We start from the raw sequence: 24,056 nt of genomic DNA, 5'->3' as shown, positions 1-24,056 counted from the left end.
GCTACCCGCCCGCGAGGACCTCGGCTGCCGCCCGCCCGCACACCCGCGCCGCGCCGTGCGTGGCGATGTGCAGGGCGCCGCGGGGTGCGGACTGTGGAACACCCATCTCGACCACGATCGTGTCGGGGCGTTCCGCGAGGAGCGTGTCGAGGGCCGAGGCCATCCAGGAGTGGCGGTGCTCGTCCCGGACCACCGCGACGATCCGCCGCCCGCCCGCGGCGTCCAGCGCGGCCCGTCCGGCCTCCTGCCCCGCGAAGCTGCCCGTCTCCGTGCCGGGCAGCAGGCGGAGCAGTTCCGCGGCGACGCCCCAGGGGGTCTCGTCGCCCACCGCGATGTTCGCGACGGGGGTGAGGGCGGCGACGTACGGCGGCTCGCTGAGCGGGACGAAGCCCTCCGCGCCGGTGACCGTCAGTGCGCGCCGGGCCGCGACCAGGCCGACGTCGGTGCCGGCGGCCGGCTGCGGTGCGGCTTCCTGCGGCCGCGCCGCAGCCGTCCACCGTGCCAGCACCCGCACGCGTTCCGCCGCGTCCGCGAGCCGCTCCTCGGCCAGTTCCCCGGAGCGGACGGCCGTGACCAGGGCGTCCCGCAGCCGCCGTACCGTCTCGTCGTCCGCGAGGCCGCCGCCCACGCAGATGGCGTCCGCGCCGGCCGCGATGGCGAGCACGCTGCCGCGTTCGATGCCGTAGGTCCCGGCGATCGCCCGCATCTCCATGCCGTCGGTGACGATCAGGCCGTCGTAGCCGAGTTCGCCGCGGAGCAGCTCGGTCAGTACCTTCCGGGACAGCGTCGCGGGGCGGTCCGGGTCCAGGGCCGGCACCAGGATGTGCGCGGTCATCACCGCGCGCGTGCCGGCGGCGATCGCCGCGCGGAACGGCTCCAGTTCGCGCTCCTGGAGCACCGGCGGCTCCGCGTCGATGCGCGGCAGCGCGTGGTGCGAGTCCACGGCGGTGTCGCCGTGCCCCGGGAAGTGCTTGGTGCAGGCGGCGACACCGGCGGACTGCAGGCCGGTGACGTACGCGGCGGTGTGCCGGGCCACCAGCGCGGTGTCGGCTCCGAAGGACCGTACGCCGATCACCGGGTTCGCGGGATTGGAGTTCACATCGGCCGAGGGCGCCCAGTTCAGGTTCACCCCGCACTCCGCGAGGCGGCGGCCGAGTTCGTGCGCCACCCGGTGGGTCAGCCGCACATCGTCCACCGCGCCCAGGGCGTGGTTGCCGGGGAAGGACGACCCGGTCCTCACCTCCAGGCGCGTGACGTCGCCTCCCTCCTCGTCGATCGCGACGAGCACGTCGTCGCGTTCGGCGCGCAGCTGCGCGGTCAGGGCGGCGAGCTGTTCGCGCGAGGCGATGTTCCGGCCGAACAGGCCCACCGACGCCAGCCCCTCGCCGAGGCGGCGCAGCAGCCAGTCGGGGGCGGTGGTGCCGGTGAAGCCGGGCTGGAGGACCGTCAGCGCGTCTCGCGTGAGGGTCTCGGTACCGCTGGCGAATGTCGTCATCGGGTGGCGTTATCCCTTCACGGCGCCCGCGGTGAGACCCGCGGCCATCTTGCGCTGGACGAGGAGGAAGAGGACGACGATCGGCACCGCCATCATCGTGGAACCGGCCATCATCGGGGCGTACTCGGTGCCGTGCTTGGTGGTGAAGTTACCCAGCCAGACGGTCGCGGTCTGGTTCTGCTGGCTCATCAGCATCAGGGCGTACAGATACTCGTTCCACGCCTGGATGAAGCCGTAGACCGACGTGGCGACCAGGCCGGGGGCGAGCAGCGGGAAGACCACGCGCAGGAAGGCGCCGGTGCGTGAGCAGCCGTCCACCATCGCCGCCTCCTCCAGCTCGCGCGGGATGTTGACGATGAAGCCGCGCAGGGTCCACACCGTGAACGGAAGGATGAAGGTCAGATACGTGATGATCAGGCCCGACAGCCTGTCGTACTGGCCGAGGTCGTTGAGGAGCAGGAAAACCGGGATGATCATGGCCACGAGCGGGATCATCTGGACCGCCAGGATGCCCACGATAACGATCTTCCGGCCGCGGAAGGCGAAGCGGGAGATGGCGAGCGCGGCCAGCATGCCGACGACGATGCCGATCACGACCACCGACAACGACACGATCAGGCTGCGGGCGACCGGCCCCCAGAAGTCCGCGATGGTCAGCGCGCGGCGGAAGTTGGCCAGCGTGACCGCGGTCGGCAGCAGGCTGGGGTCCGGGTCGATGGCGTCCTTCGCCGGTTTGAAGGCGGTGTCGGCCATCCAGTAGACGGGGAAGCCCGCGGTGACGAAGACCAGCAGGCCGAGGAGGTTCCAGCCGAGCCTTGAGGTCTCCCGGCGGCGGGCGGCGGTGCGCCCGGACAGCGCCGTCGCGCTCATTCCACCTCTCCGATCTTCAGCATCTGACGCATGTAGACGGCGACGACGCCGAGCAGCAGCAGCACGGTGAGCAGCGCGATCGCGGAGCCCTGCCCGTAGTCGTTGACGACGAACGCCTTGTCGTACGAGTACGTGGTGAGCAACTGGAACTCGGCCTCGGGGTGGCCGCCGCGCATCACGAAGACCTGCGGGAAGACGCCCATGTCCCAGATGACGGACAGGGTGGTGAGCATCACGACGACCGGCTTGAGGACCGGCAGGGTGACATGGCGGAAGACGCCCCAGGAGCCCGCGCCGTCGAGCCGTGCCGCCTCCTGGAGTTCCTTCGGGACCTGGGTGAGGCCGGCGCCGAGCGTGATCACCACGAACGGGACGGCGCCCCACACCACGAGCAGCATGATCACGGCCAGCCCCTGGGGGCCGCTCGCGAACCAGTTGTGGCCGATCATGTCGACCCCGGGCAGCTTGCTGAGCAGCGCGTTGAAGACGCCGTAGTCCGAGTCGAAGAGCCACTTGAAGACCGTGGTCGCGACGATGACCGGCATGCCCCAGCCGGCTACGAGCACGATGTTGACGAGCGTCTTCACCCAGCCGGAGACCCGCTGGAGCAGCAGCGCGATCAGCATGCCGGCGACCATGGTGAAGACCACCGAGCCGGCGGCGAAGAGGATCGTGCGCACCACGACCGCCCAGAACTCGCCGTCACCGAGGACGCCGGTGAAATTGGCGAGGCCGACCGACTCGGGGGGCTGGAAGCCCCACAGCTGCGACTGGCCGAACTTCTGGAAGGCCAGGGTGACCAGGCGCACCAGCGGATAGCCCATCACCAGGGCGAGGACCAGCAGACAGGGGGCGAGCAGCGCCCAGGGGACGGCGGACCCGCCCGGCGTCCGCCGTCTGCGCGGCCTGACGACGGCGTCCGGTGGCGGCGCCGGCCGCGGCGGCGGCAGCTTGGCAGGGGTGGTCGTGTCTGCGGCACTCATCGCGCGCTCCTCAGCGGCCGTACGGTGCGGGGCCCGCCCCGAACACCCCCCGGGTCAACGGGCCCCGCGCTGCCGTCACTTGGTGTTGATGACCTTGTCGATGGCGGCGTCCGCGTCCTTCGCGGCGGCCTCGACCGACTTCTTGCCGGTGCCGATGGCCTGCAGCATGGTCTGCAGGATCTGCGCCTTCTCGACCTGGCCCCAGCCCGGTGCCATCGGGACGAACCAGTTGGACTCGGCCGCGGTGGCCGGGACCGCCGTCGCCGGGTCGTTCTTCAGGGTGGCGAGGTCGGTCTTGTTGTTGGGCAGGTTGCCCTTGGCCATCAGGCCCTTCTGCCCCCCGGAGCCGGTGAAGGCGTTGATCCACTCGGCGGCCAGCGCCTGCGCCTTGGACTTCACGGGGATCGCGAGGTCCGAACCGCCCAGGAAGACCGGAATGTTCTTGCCGGACGGACCGGGCATCACGAAGTTCTCGAGGTTGTTCTTCAGCTTGCCGGTCTTGTCGTTCTTCGGGTCGGCCGCCGTCGCGCCCTCCCACGCGGCGCCGAAGATCATGGCGGACTTGCCCTGGCCGTAGACGATGTAGCGGTCGGACTCGTCCTTGGTCTTGTCGCCGTGCATGTACTTGTCGACGATCGTCTTGAACTCGGTGAGGCCCTTGAGGGACTCGGGCGAGGAGAGGCCGGCCTTCCACCGGCCGCCCTCCTCCGTGGCGATGGAGCCGCCCGCGTCGTAGACGAAGGACATGGCCGCGTACCAGTCGCGCGTCGGCTGGTACCAGGCGTTGAACGTGCCGCCCTCCCGCTTCTGGATCTTGTCCAGGGCGGCGGTCAGCTCCTTGTACGTCTTCGGGGGCGTCTTCACACCGGCCGAAGCGGCGATGTCCTTGCGCCAGTTGGCGACGCGGCCGCCGGCGTAGTACGGGACGCCGTAGGTCTTGCCGTCGTACGTCACCGACGCCTTGAGGCCGTCCAGCCACTGGGCGGAGTTGTCGAACGTGGCCGGGTCGACGGGGGCGAAGGCGCCCTTGACCATGTAGCCGAGCATCTCGGTGTTGCCCATCTCGACCACGTCGGGGGCCTTGTCGGTGGCGAGGACCGCGTCGAGCTTGGTGTTCTTGTCCGGCCAGCCGTAGTACTCGTGCTTGATCGTGAGACCGGGGTGCTTCTTCACCAGCGCGTCGTCGGCGGCCTTCACCAGTGCCGGCCAGTTGTTCTGCGCGTCGACCGTCAGCCAGACGGTGAGCTCCTTGGCGTCCGCTCCCTCGTCCCCGGACCCGCCGTCACCGCCCCCGCACGCCGCGATGGAGACCATCATTCCCGCGATACCGATCGCGGCTGTCAGCTTGCGCTTCACGCCACCCTCCTCAGGGATGCCACAAACCCCCCTTGTCCCCGCGGCGACTGACGACGAGTACGGCACGTGGGGCCGGGACTGGACCAATGGTGTAGACCAGTACCGGGGAGCTTGGCCCAGACCAATAGGTGTGTCAAGGGTGCACGGAGCGCTCCCGGCGTCCGTTACGGGACCTACATATGCAAGGACCTTTAAGTAGGAACCCAGCAAAAACGGGCACGGTCCGGAGGGGCGGGTCCGACTGGACCACATGGACGGGGTGGACTAGACCATCCGGGACGCCGACGGTATACAGAGGGGATCCCCGGCCGCGTAACGGGGATCACGAAGCGTCCGGGGGCATCCGCCCCCGTGAAGCCGTGCCACGATGTGAGCCGTGACCGACGGGCCTGTCGGTCGCTTCGGCATCCGGAGCCGGGAAGGCAGAGCATGAGCACCGACGTCAGCAGTGCGGAGAGCGAGGGCGGGGCGACCGTCCGCACCGCGCGCGTGCCTAAGTACTACCGTCTGAAGAAGCATCTGCTGGAGATGACGGAGACGCTGCCGCCCGGGACGCCGGTGCCGCCCGAGCGCACGCTGGCGGCCGAGTTCGACACCTCACGCACGACCGTGCGCCAGGCCCTGCAGGAACTGGTCGTCGAGGGCCGCCTGGAGCGCATCCAGGGCAAGGGCACGTTCGTCGCCAAGCCGAAGGTCTCGCAGGCGCTGCAACTCACCTCGTACACCGAGGACATGCGGGCCCAGGGCCTGGAGCCGACCTCGCAGCTGCTGGACATCGGCTACATCACCGCCGACGACATGCTCGCCGGACTGCTCGACATCTCGCCCGGCGGCCGGGTGCTGCGCATCGAACGGCTGCGGCTGGCGAGCGGCGAGCCGATGGCCATCGAGACGACGCACCTGTCCGCGAAGCGCTTCCCGGCGCTGCGCCGGTCGCTGGTGAAGTACACCTCGCTGTACACGGCGCTCGCGGAGGTCTACGACGTCCACCTCGCCGAGGCCGAGGAGACCATCGAGACGTCGCTGGCCACCCCGCGCGAGGCCGGCCTGCTCGGCACGGACGTGGGCCTGCCGATGCTGATGCTCTCGCGGCACTCCCTGGACCGGCAGGGCCAGCCGGTGGAGTGGGTGCGGTCCGTCTACCGCGGCGACCGCTACAAGTTCGTGGCGAGGCTGAAGAGGCCCACCGAGTAGAACAACGTGCGGGCGGTATGGCGCCGCCCCCGAAGCTGCTCTACCGTCCTCCCGTCGCCGCACGGACGGGAGGACGGCCCGGTGCCCACCCAGAACGTTTCCCGGCCCCCGTTCCGTCACGCTGCGTACTCACACGGGTGCGTACGGACGACCCAGAGGTATATACCCCCGGGGGTTTCTATTGCTGTTGGAAACCGATATGCGGAGGGGGCTTCCGCATTCCAGACACCGTCACCTACATTGCCTGCGCGTTACCCCCAGTGATCAGTGAGGAGACGGAGCCGCCCATGTCGAACGAGCCCACCGCAAGAGGGACGGCGGTGGTGACGCCTGTGCGCGTCGTCATCGCCCTCTGCCTCCTAGCTCCTTTTGTCGCGATGCTGTGGGTCGGGTCCTATGCCAAGACGGACCCGGCCTTCATCGGCATCCCCTTCTTCTACTGGTACCAGATGCTGTGGGTGCTGATCTCCACGGCGCTGACGATGATCGCGTACAAGCTGTGGCAGCGTGACCAGCGCGCCCAGGCCTCGAAGAAGGGCGGTGCGGCGGAATGAAGGACGGCGTGAACGGCGTGGCGCTCGGCGTCTTCGTCTTCTTCTTCCTGGCCGTGACCGTCATGGGCTTCCTGGCGGCACGCTGGCGCAAGGCCGACAACGAGCACACCCTGGACGAATGGGGCCTGGGCGGACGGTCGTTCGGCACCTGGATCACCTGGTTCCTGCTCGGCGGCGACCTCTACACGGCGTACACCTTCGTGGCCGTGCCGGCGGCGATCTACGCGGCGGGCGCGATGGGCTTCTTCGCGGTGCCGTACACGATCCTGGTCTACCCGCTGATCTTCATGTTCCTGCCCCGTCTGTGGTCGGTGTCGCACCGGCACGGCTACGTGACGACGTCGGACTTCGTGCGCGGCCGCTTCGGCTCGAAGGGCCTGTCGCTGGCGGTGGCGGTCACCGGCATCCTGGCGACGATGCCGTACATCGCGCTCCAGCTGGTCGGCATCCAGGCCGTGCTGGACGTGATGGGCGTGGGCGGCGGCACGAGCACGCACTGGTTCGTGAAGGACCTGCCGCTGCTGATCGCCTTCGGCGTGCTGGCGGCCTACACGTACTCCTCGGGTCTGCGGGCGCCCGCCCTGATCGCGTTCGTGAAGGACGCGCTGATCTACATCGTCATCGCGGTGGCGATCATCTACATCCCGATCAAGCTGGGCGGCTTCGACGACATCTTCACCAAGGCCGGCCAGGCGTTCTCGCAGACGAACCCGGCGACGGGCAAGCCGCGCGGGGCGCTGGTGACCCCGGAGGCGGGCCAGTGGACATACGTGACCCTCGCGCTGGGCTCGGCGCTGGCGCTGTTCATGTACCCCCACTCGATCACCGCGACGCTGTCCTCACGCAGCCGTGAGGTGATCCGCCGCAACACCACGATCCTGCCCCTGTACTCGCTGATGCTGGGTCTGCTCGCGCTGCTCGGCTTCATGGCCATCGCGGCCGGTGTCAAGGTGCAGAACGGCCAGCTGGCGATCCCGCAGCTGTTCGAGGACATGTTCCCGGACTGGTTCGCGGGCGTGGCGTTCGCGGCGATCGGCATCGGGGCGCTCGTCCCGGCGGCGATCATGTCCATCGCGGCGGCGAACCTCTTCACCCGCAACATCTACAAGGACTTCATCAAGCCGGATGCCACGCCCCACCAGGAGACCAGGGTCTCCAAGATCGTGTCGCTGCTGGTGAAGGTGGGCGCCCTGGTCTTCGTCCTGACGATGGACAAGACGGTGGCCATCAACTTCCAGCTCCTCGGCGGTATCTGGATCCTGCAGACCTTCCCGGCCATGGTCGGCGGCCTGTTCACCCGCTGGTTCCACCGCTGGGCGCTGCTGGCGGGCTGGGCGGTCGGCATGGTGTACGGCACGATCGCCGCGTACGGCGTCGCCTCCCCGACCCAGAAGCACTTCGGCGGCTCGGCGAAGGAGATCCCCGGCATCGGCGAGATGGGCTACATCGGCCTGACGGCGTTCGTGCTGAACGTCGCGGTCACCGTGGTGCTGACCCTCGTCCTGAAGGCGGTCAAGGCTCCGGAAGGCGTCGACGAGACCCAGCCGGGCGACTACACGGCGGACGCGGGCGACCCCGGGGTGCAGGTGGAACTGCCGCCGGCCACGGCGGACACCGCACACTGAGCCGGACCTGAGGACGGGCCGCCGGAGTGATCCGGCGGCCCGTTGTCGTACCCGTCCTGCACACTGACCCTCATGGACATCGTGATCCGGCGGGCGGAACCCGGCGACTACGAGACGCTCGGGGAGATCACCGCACAGGCGTACCTCCGAGACGGCCTCCTGGACTTCGGGGAGAGCGACGAGTACCTCGGCGAGCTGAGGGACGTGGCCAAGCGGGCCGCCGCCGCAGAGGTGCTGGTGGCGATCGGGCGCACGAGCGTCCCCGCTGCCCGGGGGAGCGTGCTCGGCGGGGTGACCTTCGTGCCGGACGGGGGCCCCATGGCGGACATCGCCCGCCCCGGCGAGGCCGAGATACGGATGCTCGCCGTCTCCCACGCGGCCCGGGGCCGGGGGATCGGCGAGGCCCTCGTACGCGCCTGTGTCGACCGGGCGCGGGCCACGGACGGCTGCGTGCGGATCGTCCTGTCGACCCAGCACACGATGCGCACCGCCCACCGCATCTACGAGCGCCTGGGCTTCGTCCGCACCCCCGGGCGCGACTGGAACCCGATCCCGCACCTCGACCTCGCCCTCCTCACCTATGAGTTGCCCCTCTGACACACCCCGAAGCCGACAGGACACAACATCTGGGGGTGACATCGAACCCCGGCACAAGATGTATGCTCATGCTCGCTGTCGCCGCAGGGGAATCCGGTGCGAATCCGGAACTGTCCCGCAACGGTGTACTTCTGCGTGTTCGCCTCCGCGTGCGCGTACGAGCGTCAGTCCGAGGGCCTGCCGACAGCGCGCCCGGCCGTCCGGCCCGGCGCCCTGACGTCCGGGCCTCGTGGAATGGGCCGGTGGACGCGACGCCGCGTGCGCTCGTGAGCCGCCCCACCCTCCGCAAGGCCCCGTGCCGAGCGAGGGAGAGCCCTACGTGACCATCGCGCCAGCCGACCCGGTGTCAGCGACTCCGTCCGCGACACCGGCGGTGACCGACGGGAGGGACGGTCCCGGTGCCGCGCTGCTGCGGACCCTGACCGAGCTGACCGCCGACCTTCCGGACGCCGACCCCGGCCGGGTCGCCGCCGCCGCGCTGCGCGGCCGGTCGGCGCACACGGACGAGGCGGAGCTGCGCGAACTGGCCATGGAGGCGGCCGCCGGCCTCGTCTCCGAGGATCCCGCGTACTCAAGGCTGGCCGCCCGGCTGCTGACGATCGGGATCCGGGCCGAGGCCGCGTCACAGGGCGTCACGTCGTTCACGGAGTCCATCGCCACCGGACACCGGGAAGGGCTCATCGCCGACCGCACCGCCGCGTTCGTGCGCCTGCACGCCGACCGGCTCGACGCACTCGTGGACCCCCTTGCCGACGACCGCTTCGGCTACTTCGGTCTGCGCACCCTGCACAGCCGCTACCTCCTGCGGCACCCGATCACCCGCAAGACCGTCGAGACACCGCAGTACTTCATGCTGCGCGTCGCCTGCGGCCTCGCCGGGGACACGGTGCCCGGCCCGGAGTCCGGCTCCCGGACCGTGGACGAGGTCGCCGCGCTCTACCGGCTGATGAGCCGCCTCGACTACCTCCCCTCCTCCCCCACGCTCTTCAACTCCGGCACGCGGCACCCCCAGATGTCGTCCTGCTACCTCCTCGACTCCCCGAAGGACGAGCTGGACTCCCTCTACGAGCGCTACCACCAGGTCGCCCGCCTCTCCAAGCACGCCGGCGGCATCGGGCTGTCGTTCTCCCGCATCCGCTCCCGCGGGTCCCTCATCCGCGGCACCAACGGGCACTCGGGCGGCATCGTCCCGTTCCTGAAGACCCTGGACGCCTCGGTCGCCGCGGTGAACCAGGGCGGCCGGCGCAAGGGCGCCGCCGCGGTCTACCTGGAGACCTGGCACTCCGACATCGAGGAGTTCCTCGAACTGCGGGACAACACCGGTGAGGACGCCCGCCGCACCCACAACCTCAACCTCGCGCACTGGGTCCCGGACGAGTTCATGCGCCGGGTCGAGGCCGACCGGCCGTGGTCGCTGTTCTCACCGTCCGACGTGCCGGAGCTGGTCGACCTCTGGGGCGAGGAGTTCGACGCCGCCTACCGCGCGGCGGAGGCCGCCGGGCTCGCCCGCAGGACCATCCCGGCCCGCGATCTGTACGGCCGTATGATGCGCACGCTCGCCCAGACCGGCAACGGCTGGATGACCTTCAAGGACGCCGCCAACCGCACCGGCAACCAGACGGCACGGCCGGGCCACGTCATCCACTCCTCCAACCTCTGCACCGAGATCCTGGAGGTCACGCACGACGGGGAGACGGCGGTCTGCAATCTGGGGTCGGTCAATCTCGGCGCGTTCGCCGACGCGGCGAGCGGCGACCTCGACTGGGAGCGGCTGGACGCCACGGTCCGTACCGCCGTCGCCTTCCTGGACCGCGTCGTCGACATCAACTACTACCCGACCGCGCAGGCGGGCCGCTCCAACGCCGAGTGGCGCCCGGTGGGCCTGGGAGTGATGGGTCTGCAGGACGTGTTCTTCAAGCTCCGCCTGCCCTTCGGCTCACCCGAGGCGAAGGCGCTGTCCACCCGTGTCGCCGAGCGCATCATGCTCGCCGCGTACGAGACCTCCGCCGACCTCGCCGAGGTCCACGGCCCGCTGCCGGCCTGGGAGAAGACCCGCACCGCCCAGGGTGTGCTGCACCCCGACCACTACGACGTCGAACCGGCCTGGCCGGAGCGCTGGGCGGCGCTGCGGGAACGGATCGCGGCCGTCGGCATGCGCAACTCGCTGCTGCTCGCCGTCGCGCCGACCGCCACCATCGCGTCCATCGCGGGCGTGTACGAGTGCATCGAGCCGCAGGTCTCCAATCTGTTCAAGCGCGAGACGCTGTCCGGGGAGTTCCTCCAGGTCAACTCCTACCTGGTCGACGACCTGAAGAAGCTGGGCGTCTGGGACGCCCGCACCCGGGAGGCGCTGCGCGAGGCGAACGGGTCGGTGCAGGACTTCGCCTGGATCCCCGAGGAGGTGCGGACGCTGTACCGCACGGCGTGGGAGATCCCGCAGCGCGGGCTGATCGACATGGCCGCCGCCCGCACCCCGTTCCTGGACCAGGGCCAGTCCCTGAACCTGTTCATGGAGACGCCGACCATCGGCAAGCTCTCCTCGATGTACGCGTACGCCTGGAAGCGGGGCCTGAAGACGACGTACTACCTGCGCTCGCGCCCGGCGACCCGCATCGCCCGCGCGGCCCGGGCGGCCGTCCCCGCGCAGCAGGCCGCCCCGGACCCCGGCGCGGTCGCCTGCTCCCTTGAGAACCCCGAGTCCTGCGAGGCGTGCCAGTGATGTCCCTCCACCCGCCGAAGAAGAGCGCGAACCTGCTCGACCCGGGCTTCGAACTGACCCTGCGCCCCATGCGCTACCCCGACTTCTACGAGCGCTACCGGGACGCCGTCAAGAACACCTGGACCGTGGAGGAGGTCGACCTCCACTCGGACGTCGCCGACCTCGCCAGGCTCACCCCCGCGGAGCGGCACCTGATCGGCCGGCTGGTCGCGTTCTTCGCGACGGGCGACTCGATCGTGGCCAACAACCTCGTGCTGACCCTGTACAAGCACATCAACTCCCCCGAGGCGCGGCTGTACCTGTCCCGCCAGCTGTTCGAGGAGGCCGTGCACGTCCAGTTCTATCTGACGCTGCTGGACACCTATCTCCCCGATCCGCAGGAGCGGGCCGCCGCCTTCGCGGCGATCGAGAACATCCCGTCGATCCGCGAGAAGGCACGGTTCTGCTTCCGGTGGATGGACTCGGTGGAGCGGATCGACCGGCTGGAGACGGCGGCCGACCGCCGCCGCTTCCTCCTCAACCTCATCTGCTTCGCGGCCTGCATCGAGGGCCTGTTCTTCTACGGGGCCTTCGCGTACGTCTACTGGTTCCGCAGCCGCGGCCTGCTGCACGGTCTGGCCACGGGCACCAACTGGGTCTTCCGCGACGAGACGATGCACATGGGCTTCGCCTTCGAGGTGGTCGACACCGTGCGCAAGGAGGAGCCGGACCTCTTCGACGACGCGCTGGGGCGGCAGGTCACCGGCATGCTGCGGGAGGCCGTCGAGGCCGAGCTGCAGTTCGCGCGCGACCTGTGCGGCGACGGCCTGCCGGGCATGAACACCGACTCGATGCGGCAGTACCTGGAGTGCGTCGCCGACCAGCGCCTCACGCGCCTGGGCTTCGCCCCGGTGTACGGCTCGGAGAACCCCTTCTCCTTCATGGAGCTCCAGGGCGTTCAGGAGCTGACCAACTTCTTCGAGCGGCGTCCGTCGGCGTACCAGGTCGCGGTGGAGGGGACCGTCGACCTCGACGAGGACTTCTGACCGCCTGCCTCCTCGCCTGCCTCCTCGCGTGCCTCCTCGGCCTGCCTGATCCGGTGGTCGACACGGCGTTCGTGCGCGATGCCGATCAGTGAGGGCAGGACGAGGAGGACGAGGATCCCGAGGACGGTGAGCATTCCGGTGAGGGCTTCCGCGTGTGTCGTATCCATGGACACCACTGTCCCGCCGGATGCCCCTTACCGTGAGTGGCAGGACTGCCGCACACCCTCGAATTACTGCCACTTCCGCGGCACACTGGTCCCATGCTGAAGAACGTGGCGGCCGTCCTCCTCGACGGCGTGCACCCCTTCGAACTCGGCGTCGTCTGCGAGGTGTTCGGCATCGACCGCAGCGACGAGGGACTGCCCGTGTACGACTTCGCGGTCGCCTCGGCCGAGGGACCCCTGCTCCGTACCGACTGCGGATTCACCCTGTCCACCGCACACGGGCTGGAACGGCTGGAGGAGGCCGACCTGATCGCCGTGCCGGCCGGGGAGACCTATGTGTCGCGGTCGTACCCGCCGGAGCTCCTGGACGCGCTGCGCCGGGCCGCAGGGCGCGGGGCCCGGGTGCTCAGCGTCTGTTCCGGCGTCTTCGTGCTGGGCGCCGCCGGGCTGCTGGACGGGCGGCGCTGCGCGGCGCACTGGCGCCACGCGGACACACTCGCCCGGCGCTTCCCGCGGGCCGTCGTCGAACCGGACGTGCTGTACGTCGACGAGGATCCGGTGATCACCTCCGCGGGCACCGCGGCCGGCATCGACGCCTGCCTGCACATCGTGCGCAAGGAGCAGGGGCCGGACGTCGCCAACAGGATCGCCCGGCGCATGGTGGTGCCGCCGCACCGCGACGGCGGCCAGGCCCAGTACATCGAGAGGCCGCTGCCGCGGTCGCAGTGCGACACGGTCGCGGAGGTGCTGGCGTGGATGGAGCGGCACCTCGACGAGGAGGTGACGGTCGAGCAGCTCGCCGCCCGCGCCCATATGTCGCCGCGCACCTTCGCCCGCCGGTTCCAGCAGGAGACCGGCACCACCCCGTACCGCTGGATCCTGCGCCAACGGGTACTGCTGGCCCAGGAGTTGCTGGAACGCACCGATGAGACGATGGACGCGATCGCCGACCGCACCGGCTTCGGCACGGCGGCGGCGCTGCGCCATCAGTTCGTCCGCGCCCTGGGCACCACGCCGAACGCCTACAGGCGCACGTTCAGGGGCCCGCAGGCCGCCTGAACGTGCGCCCGCACCTCACCGGGGCAGGGCCTTCAGCAGCAGCCGGCGCGGGCGGAGCGTGATCCCGATACGGAGCCTGTCGTCGGAGCCCGGTGCCTGCTCGAAGCGGTACGCCGACGCCATCGCCGCCGTGATGAGCGTGAGTTCGGCCATCGAGAAGTGGTCGCCCGGGCACTTCCGGTTGCCCACCCCGAAGGGGCTCATCGCGTACTTGGGCACGTCCTTGGCCCGCTCCGGCAGCCAGCGGTCGGGGTCGAACTCCGCGTGACGCTCGTACGACCGTGGATCGCGCTGGATCGCGTAGGGGCTGTACACGACGTCCGACCCGGCCGGAATGCGATACCCGCCGAGTTCCGTGTCGGCGACCGACCGCCGCGTCAATATCCATACGGCCGGGCGCAAACGCATTGTCTCGACGATGACATTCGCGGTGTGCGTCAGCTTCCCGATGTCCTCGAATGCGACCGTCCGGTCACCCACGACGGTTTTCACCTCGTCGTGGATCTTGTCCGCCTGTTCGGGGTGATCGGTGAGGACCTGGAGGAGCGACATGACCATGGAGCCGACTGTTTCGCTGCCGGCCGTGACTATCGCGACGACCTGGTCGTGGATCTCCTGCTCCCCAATGGGCTCGCCATTCTCGTCCTTCGCCTCCAGCAAAGCCATCAGCAAATCGTTCGGTTTTTGACCGGATGCCCGGCGGGCGGCGACGATCTCGTCGACCAGGAGATGCAAATCGGCCAGAGCCCGGTTGAATTCGCGATTGGCCGGAATCGGCAGCCGGTACAGCGGCCCGAGCGGCACGACCATCCGCTGGTACATGCCGCTGAAGAGCGTCGCGAGGGCGGCGCAGATACGGTCGGCCCGCGCGTCCATGTATGTGCCGCCCATCAGGCAGCGGGCGGTGACACGCACGGCCACCCGGAACGCCTCCGCCGTGACGTCGAAGGGCCGGCCGGACCGCCAGCGCTCCACGAGCGCGTGCGCCTCCTCCGCCATGACCGGTCCGTAGCCGGGAATGGCGTCCTGCCGGAAGGCGGGCTGGATCGCCCGCCGCTGACGCTGGTGCAGCGGGCCGTTGCTGGTGGCCACGCCCCGCTTGCCGAGCAGGCCCTCCAGGGACTCCCACAGGGGGCCGCCGACGTGGAAGTCGGGGTTCAGCGCGAGCGCCCCGGTGAGCGCCGGGGTGGTGATGGCGTACACCGTCTTCGGGCCGAACCTCAGCCGTACGACGTCGCCGTCGTCGCGCAGCCGGGACAGGAAGCCCAGTGGGTCGCGGGCCAGTTTCCAGCCGTGTCCGAGCCCGGGGACACCGCCGGCCGCGAGGGGCGCAATCCGCCCCTCAGCCGACGGACCGGGCCGCGGGGGCGCCGGCTCGCCGGGGGGAGCCGGGGGGTTGGGAGAGGACTTCCGGGTCATTTCTCACCTGCCGCTTGGTTGTCGACGTACGGGGGTGTCGAGCGGTCGTCCCAGCTGTCGACCATGTACCGGCCGGACTCGTGGTGGAACCAGTACACGGTGCTGAACCAGTTCCGCATATTCGCGACGATCCTCTTCACGGCGGTGCTCAATTCGCTTCCCTGCACGGTCCCGTCGGCGAGTGTGTCCGCGAACCGCAGCGCCTCCTTCTCCGCGGCGAGGAAATCGGATATGCAGCCCTCGATCCTTCGGCGGACTTCTTCGGCGGCCTCTTCGGGTGTCAGTCCCCGATGGTGAATGAGACTGATTCCGAGATTGTGGACCTCCTTGCCCGCGATTTCCTTGGGAAGCGAACACAGGTCGTTGTACCAGGCGGCGAATTCCTGGCTCAGCAGTGCCGCCCGCCGGTATGCGGGGTGCTTCCGTACGGCGTCGGGCATTTCGTGCCGCGCACTCGGCTCAAGCAGATCGGTCCAGATCCAGTGGGCGAAGGTGAGCCGCCGGAGTTCGAGATAGGCGTCGACGGTCGGGACGGTGCCCGAGGTGCGGTTGCGGAACTCGCGGTCGTACGCCTCGATCACCGCGTGGAAGTGCCGGGCGAAGCGGGCGTTCCACTTGTCGCTGAGGAACGAGTACAGCCGCATCACACTGTCCGCGAGCCCTGCGACCAGGGGATCCGCGTGGTACAGGTGGGTCCGTGGGGAGTCGAGGGCGGCATGCAGCTGCCGCTTCAGCCTCCGCCAGGCGGTGGGCCGCCGGTGGACGATGTCGCGGTCGTGACGGTCGTCCCAGACGAAGAACCACGCGCTGTAGTCGGCGATCGCCTGCAGGACGTCGTCGGGCGCGCCGATGTAGTAGCCCGCCATGAGGTCGGTGTAGCGCAGGCCGTCGGCGTGTTCCTCGACCTTGTCCGCCGGCATGAGCCGCTTTTCCAGCAGCCAGGAACGCGTCTTCTCCTGCAGACGGGGCCAATACGGGTGCAGTCGGCGGGGAAACGCGGTCTCGATCACCGGCAGGGAGAGCGCCGGTGGAACCGCGACCACCCTTGTCATGGATGAAGTGCTGTGCGGGAAAGCTGGCACGGACAAACCCCTCTCAGCCGCCAGTCGGCGCTCCGCCCCCTGCCGTGCCGGGCGTGCGCCCGTTGCGTATCTCAGCGCTTTCCATTCAGCACCACAACTGACCGCCGTGGGAACGGATTTGCTCCACGCACTACCCCACTGTGCCGAGAATGCTCCCCCGGTGACTGATTATGGATCAGCTGGTATGTCCAAGGGCTCGAATGTGCGTCGCACATATGAACGACGCCTGGCCGGGAGAACCCGGCCAGGCGTCGGCGTCGGTAGCGGCGTCCGGGGCTCTTCCGCCCCCTCGGCCGGCTCAGTCGTTGGCCACCACGGGGTAGCGCGGCGCGTTCTCGGCCATCTGCCGCAGGGCGTCCTTGCGCTCCCGCTTGGACAGCCGGTCGATGTAGAGGTAGCCGTACAGGTGGTCCGTCTCGTGCTGCAAACACCGGGCAAAGTACCCGTTGCCGCGCACCTTGACGGGGTTGCCCTTCTCGTCCTGCCCGGTCACCTCGGCGTAGTCGGGGCGGGCGAGCGGCGCGTACGCGGTGGGCACGGACAGGCAGCCCTCGTTGCTGTCGTCCAGGCGGCGCCGGTCGGCGGGCAGGTCCACGAGCCGCGGGTTGCAGACGACGCCGACGTGCCGGACGCCCTCGTCGTCCTGGCAGTCGTAGACGAAGACCTTCAGGTCGACGCCGATCTGGTTGGCGGCGAGTCCCACGCCCTCGGCGGTGCGCTGGCTGGCGAACATGTCCGCCACCAGCCGCTCCAGTTCCTCGCCGAACTCCGTGACGTCCTTGCACTCCTTGTGCAGCACCGGGTTGCCGACCACCGTGATCGGCCGCGAGGTGCCGCGCTCGCGCCAGGCGGCCTCGCGCTCCGGGCAGTCCTCGGTGTCGATGACGAAGCCCTCGTCGTCCACGGGGAGCACGCCCGCGTGCTGCTGATCGGTGTCCTGCTGCGCCATGACGACGTACGCCTTCCTGCAACCTTGGAGAAACCTGCCCGTACAGCCTACGGGGCGGGGCCGGGTGCCCTCCCCGGGATCCTGGGGCGGGACGGTGTCAGCAGACCTCTTCGAGGTCCCGCCAGTCCCGGGAGTCCGGGCTGTCCGCGACCCAGCCGTCGAGCAGCCCGCGCACCAGGGAGGCGGGCGCCGCGATGCCGCACTCGCGCTCGGGCACCCACAGCTGCCCGTCCGTGCGGTGCCCCAGCGGTCCCGGGTGCCCGGGCTCGCTGTGGTCGTGCGGGTCCAGGTGCTCGCCGTCGCCCTCGTCGGACGGCATCCGCGACTCTGAGCACATCCGGCACAGCAGCCGCACGGACGAGGACCAGTCCTCGGCGGCGAAGCCCGCGTCGGCGGCCAGTTGCTCCAGCGCGTCCCGGTCGTCCTCGGTCTCGGCCTCCAGCAGCACGACCCAGGTGGGCACCGGCGAGGGCGCCCACAACTCGATCTCGTCGAAGACGGGGTAGGCGTGCCCGGCGGCCGTCGTGCGCTCGCCGTGCGGGACGCCGTCGTGCAGCACCACCTCGCCCCAGCGGCGCCCGGAGGACGGCAGCGGGATGGAGAGCACCTCCATGCGGGCGGGGTCCAGTCGGCGCCCCCAGACGACCTCCGCCTCGCCCTCCGGCGACAGCCGCACCGCCGCGCTGCCCAGCTCCATGCCGAAGGGCTCTCCGGAGGCGGTCGCGCCACCGGGCACCCGCAGGCCGTACGCCTGCCAGGCGCGGCGGGCCAGCGGCCAGTCCTGCAGGGCGGTGGCGGCGATGCCCACGTTCCACCAGTCGGGCGCCCCGGTCTCGCGGTCGAGCAGGGCGACGGCGCGCAGCCCGGCGGTGCGGGCCTGCTCCCAGTCGTGGCGGAACTTGTGCAGCAGCGCGAGGTTGAACCAGGACTCCGACAGCCACGGCTCCAGGTCCGCGGCACGGGTCAGCAGCGCCCCCGCGTCCTCGTACCGCCCGTCGCCGATCAGCGTGAACGCGCGGTCGGTGGCCTGCCGCCAGGAGGCGGAGGGCCGGTGCCGTCCCTTGCCGAAGATCCTCACGATTCCCGCCTGCCAGTCCCTTGCGCTTCCCGTCTGCCGGTCGCCCGGCGTCCGCGGGGCCACGTCCGCGCCGTGCCCCCGGTCCCCTCTCCTCGCATCCAACCACGTACCGCCGGACGGGCGCTCATTACCCATGGGTTACCCCGATGACGGCACGACCAGACCGCCCGTCCTTCTTCACCACGGCACCCGCCCGGGGCTCCCCCGGAGCCGGCCGCCCGGGTGGACCGCTGCACCGCCCCTGTGCCGCAGCACTCTGGCCAGCGACTCCACGACCTCCGGCTGGTAGTCGCGGGCGCAGCCGAGCCGCAGGCGCTCCAGCGCGCTGAGCGGTCCTCCCGGTCCTGCCTCTTCCCTCGCCATCTCCTCGTACGCGTTGACGGTCCGCACGATCCTGGCGCTGACCGGTTGCTCCCGGTAGGGGTCCGCCTGCCGCTCCACGACGACCGCCACCGCGGCGTCCACCCCGGTCTGGCGGACGACGGCACCGCCGAGGAGCGCGATGCGCCGCTGTTCCTCGGCGGGCAGCGCGGCGGTGGCGCCGGCGGGCACGGGGTCGACGAGGCTGAGCTGCCCGATGTCGTGCATGAGGGCCGCGTACTCCAGCACGGTCAGCTCCGGCTCGGACAGGCCCAGCTCCCGGCCGACGGCCCGGCTGAGCGCGGCCACGCGGCGGGCGTGCCCGGGGGGTGTGTACCCGGCGATCTCGGTGGCCCGCGCCAGAGAGGCGATGGTCTGCCGGTAGGTGGCGCGCACGGCCGCGTACCGCCGGTAGGACAGCTGGGTGAGCAGCAGCGGCAGCGAGAAGACGGGCAGCGCCCACAGGCCCACGACCCCGACGGCGAGCGACATCACCGCGCCGGTCGCGCACACCGCCGAGTCGATGCCGAGCCTCGCCCGCAGTTCGTCGCGCAGCAGCGGCCCGAACGGCCAGCCGGTGCGGGAGTGCGCGAGGGCGGCGGCGAGCACGGCGTCGCACAGGGTGGTGAGCACGAGCAGGGCGACGACGAGCAGCGCGTAGGCGGGTCCGCCCCCGCCGTGCAAACTGCCGTGGTCGTAGACCGGTTGGAAGCAGACGGCGGCGAAGCCGGCGGTGAGGAGGCGACGGGTGAGGTGGTCGGCGGTGGATCCGCGGCCGCGGGCCACGTGCGGGACGCAGCCGGCCAGGGCGGCCGCGAGGACCACGGTGACGACCTGGGGCACCCCGTGGTGGGTGGGCTGCCCGGCGTTCTGTCCGAGCAGGGCGTAGGAGAGCGCCCCGGCCGCCCCGAGGGGCGCGGGCTCCCGCTCCCCTCCGTCACTCCACCGGGACAGTTCCCCGACGGCGACGAGCACCCCGAAGGCGAGGGCGACGGAGGGTTCCTCCAGGCCGTGCCAGAGGGTGCTGCCGAGGCAGCCGACGGCGAGCAGCGCCGCGGCCGCATGGGCGAGCACCAGGGGCAGCCCCCGCACGGTCATGCGCCGCCCCCGCCGTGTCGCTGTCCCTCCAGCGGGCCGGGCACGGGCAGGGCCGGCGACGGCACGGTGGGACGCTCCTCGTCCGAGGTCACCGCCGGATACCAGCCGCCCTCGGCCTCTCCCCCACCCCCGGCTTCACTCGATCGGGGGGAGCCCCCTGAGCCCGGGCACCCCCACCGCTCCAGCGCGCGGATCAGCGCCCGCACCATCGCCGGGTCGAACTGCGCGCCCGCGCACCGCTCCAGCTCCCGCAGCGCGGCAGCGACGGGACGGGCGCGCCGGTAGGAGCGGGTCGAGGTCATGGCGTCGAAGGCGTCGGCGACCGCCACCACCCGCGCGCACTCCGGGATCTGAGTGCCCATCAGGCCGTAGGGGTATCCGCTGCCGTCCAGCCGCTCGTGGTGGTGGAGGATCGCCGACCGCGCCTCACCGAGGAACCCGATCCCGCGGACCATCTCGTGGCCGTACTCGGGGTGCAGCTCGATGATCCGCCGTTCCTCCGGCGTGAGCGGCCCGTCCTTCCTCAACAGCCGGGTGGGGACGCCGAGTTTGCCGATGTCGTGCAGGATCCCGGCGAACCGCAGCACCTCTACGCGCTCGTCGTCCATGCCGAGTTCGCGCGCGATCATCATCGACGCCTGCCCCACCCGCTCGCTGTGCCCGCGCGTGTAGCCGTCCTTGATGTCGACGGCCTGGACGAGGGCGCGGATGGTGGCCTGGTGGGCGGCGCGCTCCCGGTGGTACTGGGCGAACACCCAGCACGACAGGTACATGGGCAGGAGCACGAACAACGCGGCGACCGGTCCGTACAGGCTGCGCCACAGCACCGCCATCATCAGCCCGGCGAGACCGTGCACGGCGACGGGCGCGAGGGAGCCCAGGAACAGCCCGCGCCAGGCGCCCCCGAGCTCTCGGCCCCTCCCCGGCTGTCCGGCGGACCTGGGCGGTACGCCCGCTCCCAGCGCCAGGATCCCGCTGTCGAGCGTGGTCAGCACCAGGCAGAACGCCACCACGGCGGCCCCGGCCGGCAGCAGCGCGTACGGGAAGCGGGGGGCGGCGGCCGCTTCCGGGCCGCCCAGCGCCGCGTGGACCCGTGAGGCGGCCGCCACGGCGAGCGCCAGCTGGGCGGCCCGCCAGCTCCGGCGCAGCCACTGCGGCCGCCGGGCGACGGGGGCGAGCAGCGCCCCGGGCAGCGGCACGAGGGCGGCGGCCGGCGGCGGCAGCAGAAAGGCGCCGGCGAGCAGCACGGGGAAGAAGGGGCCCAGGCCCTCGGGGGCCGCGCGGCCGCCGAGGCGGCAGCGCGGGATCTGTTCGAAGGCGGCGTAGAGCGCGGCGAGCGCGAGGACCGCCCGCCAGGGGACCCGGAGGTCCGCGGCGGGAGCCACGCACACGAGGGCGCCGAGCACGGCGCAGCCGACGTACACGCGCACCGCTGGCCGGACCGGCCCCATGACGCACCTCCCCCGGACCCGCGCCCGGCCCCGAACCGGGGCGGGCCCGGACATGCCCATTGAGGCTCCGGAGCCTAAAGGGGAGGGCGGCGCACGAGGGTGGCATTTGGGGGAATCCGTGGGAGCACGCCCCGCGGATTAGCACATTCGGGTGACGCACGTCGCGGCCCGGCCGCGGGTTGCCCGAACTGGAGTTCAGGACTCCTGCGGCGTCGCGGTCACGTCGTGCTCGGGGAGCGTCTGGCCCGAGCGGATCAGCTCGATGCGGCCCATGACCTTCGCCCGCAGGTCGGTCGGCACCTCGTCATGGCCGCAGCACCGCTTGACCAGCTTCTTCACGGCCTGCTCCAGGCCGTACTTCTCCAGGCACGGCGAGCACTCCTCGAAGTGGTGCTCGAACTTGGTGCGGTCGATGTCCGGCATCTCACGGTCGAGGAACTCGTAGAGATGCTTGAGCACCTCACTGCAGTCCGTCTCGTGCGGCTCTCCGCAGCTCATGAGCCCGAGCCTTTCGCTTCGTTCGACTCTCCGGCACCGGCCGGGACCAGCCCGCGCTCACGGGCGTAATCCTCGAGCATGCCGCGCAGTTGACGACGGCCCCGGTGCAGCCGGGACATCACCGTACCGATGGGTGTCCCCATGATGTCCGCGATCTCCTTGTACGCAAACCCTTCGACGTCCGCGAGATAGACGGCGATGCGGAACTCCTCGGGGATCGCCTGCAGCGCTTCCTTGACGTCCGAGTCGGGAAGGTGGTCGAGTGCCTGGGACTCGGCGGAGCGCAGACCGGTCGACATGTGCGACTCGGCGCGCGCGAGCTGCCAGTCCTCGATCTCCTCGGCCGCGCTGCGCTGGGGTTCGCGCTGCTTCTTGCGGTACGAGTTGATGAACGTGTTGGTGAGGATCCGGTACAGCCACGCCTTGAGGTTGGTGCCCTCACGGAACTGGTGGAAGGACGCGTACGCCTTCGCGTACGTCTCCTGCACCAGGTCCTCGGCATCGGCGGGGTTGCGCGTCATGCGCAGCGCGGCCGAGTACATCTGGTCGAGGAACTCGAGTGCGTCCCGTTCGAAGCGCGCGCTGCGCTCGGTGGACGATTCCACACCCGTGCCCCGGCCCTCGGGCTGCTCCGCCTGGCCGTGTTCGGTCCCTCCGTCGGTACCGGTGACCGGACCCACCTCCTCCAGCGATGTGGCAGGACCGAAACCGGTCCCACTGGAATCGGAGAATAGACGAACATCCTTGCCCGCCGCCGCTCGAATCGGAGCGGTCCTGGTCGTGTGCAGCACCGTCCAGTCCAGGTCAGCGCTGCTGCAACGGTTCGGATCGAACCCTGCCGGGCGCAGCCCGCCCACGGGGTGGTGGTGGGTGACGGGAGGGCAGATGATCGAACCCATACGGCGGACTTCCTCTCGTACGGTCGGTGCAGCACGGCCGGTGCTGTCTGCCCCGCACAACAGTGGCCCGTCCCGGGGCATTCCCGGGCATCACCCGAGTGACGCAGCCCACGCCAGCACCGCGTCGGTGATCGTCTCCAGGGCCCGCTCCTGGGTGATGTCCGCGCGCTTCGGCACCGCGAAGCCGTGATCACCGTGGGGCACCTCGACCATGCCGTACGGCCCCGGAGGGAACTCCTCCGGCCGCCCGAACGGGTCGTTGCCGCCCTGGACGACCAGCGTGGGCACCCCCGCGCCGAGCAGTTCGTCCGCGCGGGACCTCTCGGGTCTGCCGGGCGGGTGCAGGGGGAAGCTCAGCGCCAGGACGGCCAGGGCGCCGAGTCCGGTGGCCGTACGGCAGGCGACCCGGGCCCCGGCGCTGCGCCCGCCGGCGATCACGGGCCGCCCGGGCCGCTCCAGGACGGGCCACACGCCGCACCAGCCCAGGTCGAGCGTCTTCGGCGCGGGCGCCACCTTCTTCCCGGCGACACGCCAGGGCTGCTCGACGAGCGCGACGCTCACGCCGTGCGCGGGCAGCACCCTGGCCAGCGCCTGCAGGTCGCGCGCCTCGACGCCCCCTCCGGCGCCGTGGCCGAGCGCGAGCACGAGCCGCGCCGTCCGTGCCCGGTGCCAGGTGACGCGGGCCGTGCCCGCCTCGGTCTCGGCACTCTCCGTCACATCCGTCACATCCGTCACGTCAGAACAGTGTGCCCTCTTCGGGTGCAGCCAGCTCCTTCAGCAGCTCCGCACCGTTGTTGCGGACGTTGCTGACCGCGGTGGAGACCGGGTAGGCACGCATCAGGCCCGGGGGCGGCGGCTCAAGCAGGGACCGCAGGTCGTCGGGGTCCGTGCGGGACGGATCGAGCCAGGCGTCCCAGCGGTCCGGGGTGAGCATCAGCGGCATGCGGGGGTGGATGTCCGCCAGGGAGCGCGGCCCCTCGCCGGGGGCCGCCGCCAGGGGGGTCGTCTCGGCCTCCGTGGTGATCACCGAGCAGGTCACCCACCAGGCCCGCGGATGGTCGTCCGGCAGGGTCCTGTCCCGCCAGAACTCGTACAGCCCGGCCATCGCGAAGACCGAGCCGTCGGCGGGCAGCACGAAGTACGGCTGCTTGCGCGGCCGCTTTCTGCGGCCCTCGACCTCCAGGTCGCGCTCCTGACGGCCGGTGACCCACTCGTAGTAGCCGTCGGCGGGCACGATGCACCGCCGGGCGGCGAAGGCGCGGCGGTACGCCGGCTTCTCGTGCACCGTCTCGGCGCGCGCGTTGATCATCCGGGCGCCGCCCTCGGGCGACTTGGCCCAGGACGGGACGAGGCCCCACCGCAGTCTGCGCAGCTGGCGAACCGGCCGGTCGTCGCCGGCGTCCTTCACAGGACGGTCCAGGACCGCGTACACCTCCTTGGTCGGGGCCACGTTGTAGTCGGGTGCCAGGGTCTCCTCGGGCTCCGTCCTCTCGATCTCAAAGATTCCTGCGAGATCCTCGGGGCTGCGACTCGCCGCGTACCGTCCGCACATGCGTGCCACCCTGCCAGATCCGACGAGCC

The 24,056-nt window shown here is 70.8% G+C and carries 22 protein-coding genes and 1 riboswitch; of the genes, 7 read left to right on the top strand and 15 right to left on the bottom strand.

The genetic code is table 11. From position 1 onward, the window contains the following. Position 1: 1 nt before the first annotated feature. From ACZ79I_RS26875 to ACZ79I_RS26860, 4 genes are all read right to left on the bottom strand, one after another. On the bottom strand, positions 2–1,495 hold the full coding sequence (locus tag ACZ79I_RS26875) for a glycoside hydrolase family 3 protein (protein WP_471500203.1): 1,494 nt from the start codon (positions 1,493–1,495) through the stop codon (positions 2–4). A 9-nt stretch (positions 1,496–1,504) separates the two neighbouring features. Continuing rightward, positions 1,505–2,365, bottom strand: a complete 861-nt coding sequence (locus ACZ79I_RS26870; protein ID WP_471500201.1) for a carbohydrate ABC transporter permease — start codon at positions 2,363–2,365, stop codon at positions 1,505–1,507. Next, entirely contained in the window at positions 2,362–3,348 is a 987-nt protein-coding gene (locus ACZ79I_RS26865; protein ID WP_471500199.1) for a carbohydrate ABC transporter permease, read from the bottom strand. The genes ACZ79I_RS26870 and ACZ79I_RS26865 overlap by 4 nt, the downstream gene beginning before the upstream one ends. 75 nt (positions 3,349–3,423) lie before the next feature. Next, complete coding sequence (locus ACZ79I_RS26860; protein ID WP_471500197.1) at positions 3,424–4,704, bottom strand: extracellular solute-binding protein; 1,281 nt, start codon at positions 4,702–4,704, stop codon at positions 3,424–3,426. Between the two features lie 429 nt (positions 4,705–5,133). Here ACZ79I_RS26860 and ACZ79I_RS26855 point away from each other — a divergent pair, with 429 nt between their 5' ends. From ACZ79I_RS26855 to ACZ79I_RS26830, 6 genes are all read left to right on the top strand, one after another. Beyond that, on the top strand, positions 5,134–5,898 hold the full coding sequence (locus tag ACZ79I_RS26855; RefSeq protein ID WP_471500195.1) for a GntR family transcriptional regulator: 765 nt from the start codon (positions 5,134–5,136) through the stop codon (positions 5,896–5,898). 287 nt (positions 5,899–6,185) lie between these two features. After that, a complete protein-coding gene (locus ACZ79I_RS26850) occupies positions 6,186–6,452 on the top strand; it encodes a DUF3311 domain-containing protein (RefSeq protein ID WP_471500193.1) in 267 nt (88 codons plus the stop codon). Further along, a complete protein-coding gene (gene mctP, locus ACZ79I_RS26845) occupies positions 6,449–8,077 on the top strand; it encodes a monocarboxylate uptake permease MctP (protein ID WP_471500191.1) in 1,629 nt (542 codons plus the stop codon). Before ACZ79I_RS26850 ends, mctP begins: the two co-directional genes overlap by 4 nt. A gap of 72 nt (positions 8,078–8,149) precedes the next feature. Next, positions 8,150–8,674: a GNAT family N-acetyltransferase gene (locus ACZ79I_RS26840; RefSeq protein ID WP_471500189.1), complete on the top strand. Its 525-nt coding sequence runs from the start codon at positions 8,150–8,152 to the stop codon at positions 8,672–8,674. A gap of 75 nt (positions 8,675–8,749) precedes the next feature. Next, a riboswitch (adenosylcobalamin-variant (AdoCbl-variant) riboswitch) is annotated at positions 8,750–8,861 on the top strand. A gap of 132 nt (positions 8,862–8,993) precedes the next feature. Then, on the top strand, positions 8,994–11,393 hold the full coding sequence (locus tag ACZ79I_RS26835; protein ID WP_471500187.1) for a ribonucleoside-diphosphate reductase subunit alpha: 2,400 nt from the start codon (positions 8,994–8,996) through the stop codon (positions 11,391–11,393). Then, positions 11,393–12,418, top strand: a complete 1,026-nt coding sequence (locus ACZ79I_RS26830) for a ribonucleotide-diphosphate reductase subunit beta (RefSeq protein ID WP_471500185.1) — start codon at positions 11,393–11,395, stop codon at positions 12,416–12,418. The genes ACZ79I_RS26835 and ACZ79I_RS26830 overlap by 1 nt, the downstream gene beginning before the upstream one ends. Here the strand turns inward: ACZ79I_RS26830 and ACZ79I_RS26825 are convergent. Continuing rightward, the gene (locus tag ACZ79I_RS26825; protein ID WP_471500183.1) at positions 12,331–12,585 is read right to left on the bottom strand and encodes a hypothetical protein; all 255 of its coding nucleotides are present in this window, start codon (positions 12,583–12,585) and stop codon (positions 12,331–12,333) included. The genes ACZ79I_RS26830 and ACZ79I_RS26825 overlap by 88 nt on opposite strands. 93 nt (positions 12,586–12,678) lie before the next feature. Between ACZ79I_RS26825 and ACZ79I_RS26820 the strand changes: the two genes are divergently transcribed. Then, a complete protein-coding gene (locus tag ACZ79I_RS26820) occupies positions 12,679–13,641 on the top strand; it encodes a GlxA family transcriptional regulator (protein ID WP_471500181.1) in 963 nt (320 codons plus the stop codon). A gap of 15 nt (positions 13,642–13,656) precedes the next feature. Here the strand turns inward: ACZ79I_RS26820 and ACZ79I_RS26815 are convergent, their stop codons facing one another. From ACZ79I_RS26815 to ACZ79I_RS26770, 10 genes are all read right to left on the bottom strand, one after another. Further along, positions 13,657–15,060: a bifunctional albaflavenone monooxygenase/terpene synthase gene (locus ACZ79I_RS26815; protein ID WP_471500179.1), complete on the bottom strand. Its 1,404-nt coding sequence runs from the start codon at positions 15,058–15,060 to the stop codon at positions 13,657–13,659. Continuing rightward, positions 15,057–16,112 carry an epi-isozizaene synthase gene (cyc1, locus tag ACZ79I_RS26810; RefSeq protein WP_471500177.1) on the bottom strand — a complete coding sequence of 352 codons (1,056 nt, stop codon included), beginning with the start codon at positions 16,110–16,112 and terminating at the stop codon, positions 15,057–15,059. The genes ACZ79I_RS26815 and cyc1 overlap by 4 nt, the downstream gene beginning before the upstream one ends. A gap of 328 nt (positions 16,113–16,440) precedes the next feature. Then, positions 16,441–17,091, bottom strand: a complete 651-nt coding sequence (gene def / locus ACZ79I_RS26805; RefSeq protein ID WP_471500175.1) for a peptide deformylase — start codon at positions 17,089–17,091, stop codon at positions 16,441–16,443. 97 nt (positions 17,092–17,188) lie between these two features. After that, complete coding sequence (locus tag ACZ79I_RS26800) at positions 17,189–18,169, bottom strand: tetratricopeptide repeat protein (RefSeq protein WP_381079503.1); 981 nt, start codon at positions 18,167–18,169, stop codon at positions 17,189–17,191. Between the two features lie 177 nt (positions 18,170–18,346). After that, complete coding sequence (locus tag ACZ79I_RS26795; protein WP_471500173.1) at positions 18,347–19,627, bottom strand: HD-GYP domain-containing protein; 1,281 nt, start codon at positions 19,625–19,627, stop codon at positions 18,347–18,349. Then, a complete protein-coding gene (locus tag ACZ79I_RS26790) occupies positions 19,624–21,078 on the bottom strand; it encodes an HD-GYP domain-containing protein (RefSeq protein WP_471500171.1) in 1,455 nt (484 codons plus the stop codon). Before ACZ79I_RS26790 ends, ACZ79I_RS26795 begins: the two co-directional genes overlap by 4 nt. 195 nt (positions 21,079–21,273) lie before the next feature. After that, on the bottom strand, positions 21,274–21,576 hold the full coding sequence (gene rsrA, locus ACZ79I_RS26785) for a mycothiol system anti-sigma-R factor (protein WP_381079509.1): 303 nt from the start codon (positions 21,574–21,576) through the stop codon (positions 21,274–21,276). Then, on the bottom strand, positions 21,573–22,256 hold the full coding sequence (gene sigR / locus ACZ79I_RS26780) for an RNA polymerase sigma factor SigR (RefSeq protein ID WP_471505233.1): 684 nt from the start codon (positions 22,254–22,256) through the stop codon (positions 21,573–21,575). Before sigR ends, rsrA begins: the two co-directional genes overlap by 4 nt. Positions 22,257–22,565: 309 nt before the next feature. Beyond that, the gene (locus ACZ79I_RS26775) at positions 22,566–23,210 is read right to left on the bottom strand and encodes an alpha/beta hydrolase family protein (protein ID WP_471500169.1); all 645 of its coding nucleotides are present in this window, start codon (positions 23,208–23,210) and stop codon (positions 22,566–22,568) included. A gap of 1 nt (position 23,211) precedes the next feature. Continuing rightward, positions 23,212–24,027 (bottom strand): SOS response-associated peptidase, encoded by an 816-nt coding sequence (locus ACZ79I_RS26770; protein WP_471500167.1) that lies wholly within the window; start codon positions 24,025–24,027, stop codon positions 23,212–23,214. Positions 24,028–24,056 lie beyond the last annotated feature (29 nt).

It is taken from the genome of Streptomyces sp. PSU-S4-23, assembly GCF_055632315.1.
This window is presented reverse-complemented; position numbering and strand designations above follow the sequence as displayed.

Coding starts and splice junctions, on each gene's coding strand:
- ACZ79I_RS26825 (WP_471500183.1), bottom strand. CDS start 12,585: ATGGATACGACACACGCGGAAGCCCTCACCGGAATGCTCACCGTCCTC.
- ACZ79I_RS26820 (WP_471500181.1), top strand. CDS start 12,679: ATGCTGAAGAACGTGGCGGCCGTCCTCCTCGACGGCGTGCACCCCTTC.
- ACZ79I_RS26790 (WP_471500171.1), bottom strand. CDS start 21,078: ATGGGGCCGGTCCGGCCAGCGGTGCGCGTGTACGTCGGCTGCGCCGTG.
- ACZ79I_RS26815 (WP_471500179.1), bottom strand. CDS start 15,060: ATGACCCGGAAGTCCTCTCCCAACCCCCCGGCTCCCCCCGGCGAGCCG.
- cyc1 (WP_471500177.1), bottom strand. CDS start 16,112: ATGACAAGGGTGGTCGCGGTTCCACCGGCGCTCTCCCTGCCGGTGATC.
- ACZ79I_RS26855 (WP_471500195.1), top strand. CDS start 5,134: ATGAGCACCGACGTCAGCAGTGCGGAGAGCGAGGGCGGGGCGACCGTC.
- ACZ79I_RS26770 (WP_471500167.1), bottom strand. CDS start 24,027: ATGTGCGGACGGTACGCGGCGAGTCGCAGCCCCGAGGATCTCGCAGGA.
- ACZ79I_RS26875 (WP_471500203.1), bottom strand. CDS start 1,495: ATGACGACATTCGCCAGCGGTACCGAGACCCTCACGCGAGACGCGCTG.
- ACZ79I_RS26830 (WP_471500185.1), top strand. CDS start 11,393: ATGTCCCTCCACCCGCCGAAGAAGAGCGCGAACCTGCTCGACCCGGGC.
- ACZ79I_RS26840 (WP_471500189.1), top strand. CDS start 8,150: ATGGACATCGTGATCCGGCGGGCGGAACCCGGCGACTACGAGACGCTC.
- mctP (WP_471500191.1), top strand. CDS start 6,449: ATGAAGGACGGCGTGAACGGCGTGGCGCTCGGCGTCTTCGTCTTCTTC.
- rsrA (WP_381079509.1), bottom strand. CDS start 21,576: ATGAGCTGCGGAGAGCCGCACGAGACGGACTGCAGTGAGGTGCTCAAG.
- def (WP_471500175.1), bottom strand. CDS start 17,091: ATGGCGCAGCAGGACACCGATCAGCAGCACGCGGGCGTGCTCCCCGTG.
- ACZ79I_RS26850 (WP_471500193.1), top strand. CDS start 6,186: ATGTCGAACGAGCCCACCGCAAGAGGGACGGCGGTGGTGACGCCTGTG.
- ACZ79I_RS26795 (WP_471500173.1), bottom strand. CDS start 19,627: ATGACCGTGCGGGGGCTGCCCCTGGTGCTCGCCCATGCGGCCGCGGCG.
- ACZ79I_RS26865 (WP_471500199.1), bottom strand. CDS start 3,348: ATGAGTGCCGCAGACACGACCACCCCTGCCAAGCTGCCGCCGCCGCGG.
- ACZ79I_RS26870 (WP_471500201.1), bottom strand. CDS start 2,365: ATGAGCGCGACGGCGCTGTCCGGGCGCACCGCCGCCCGCCGCCGGGAG.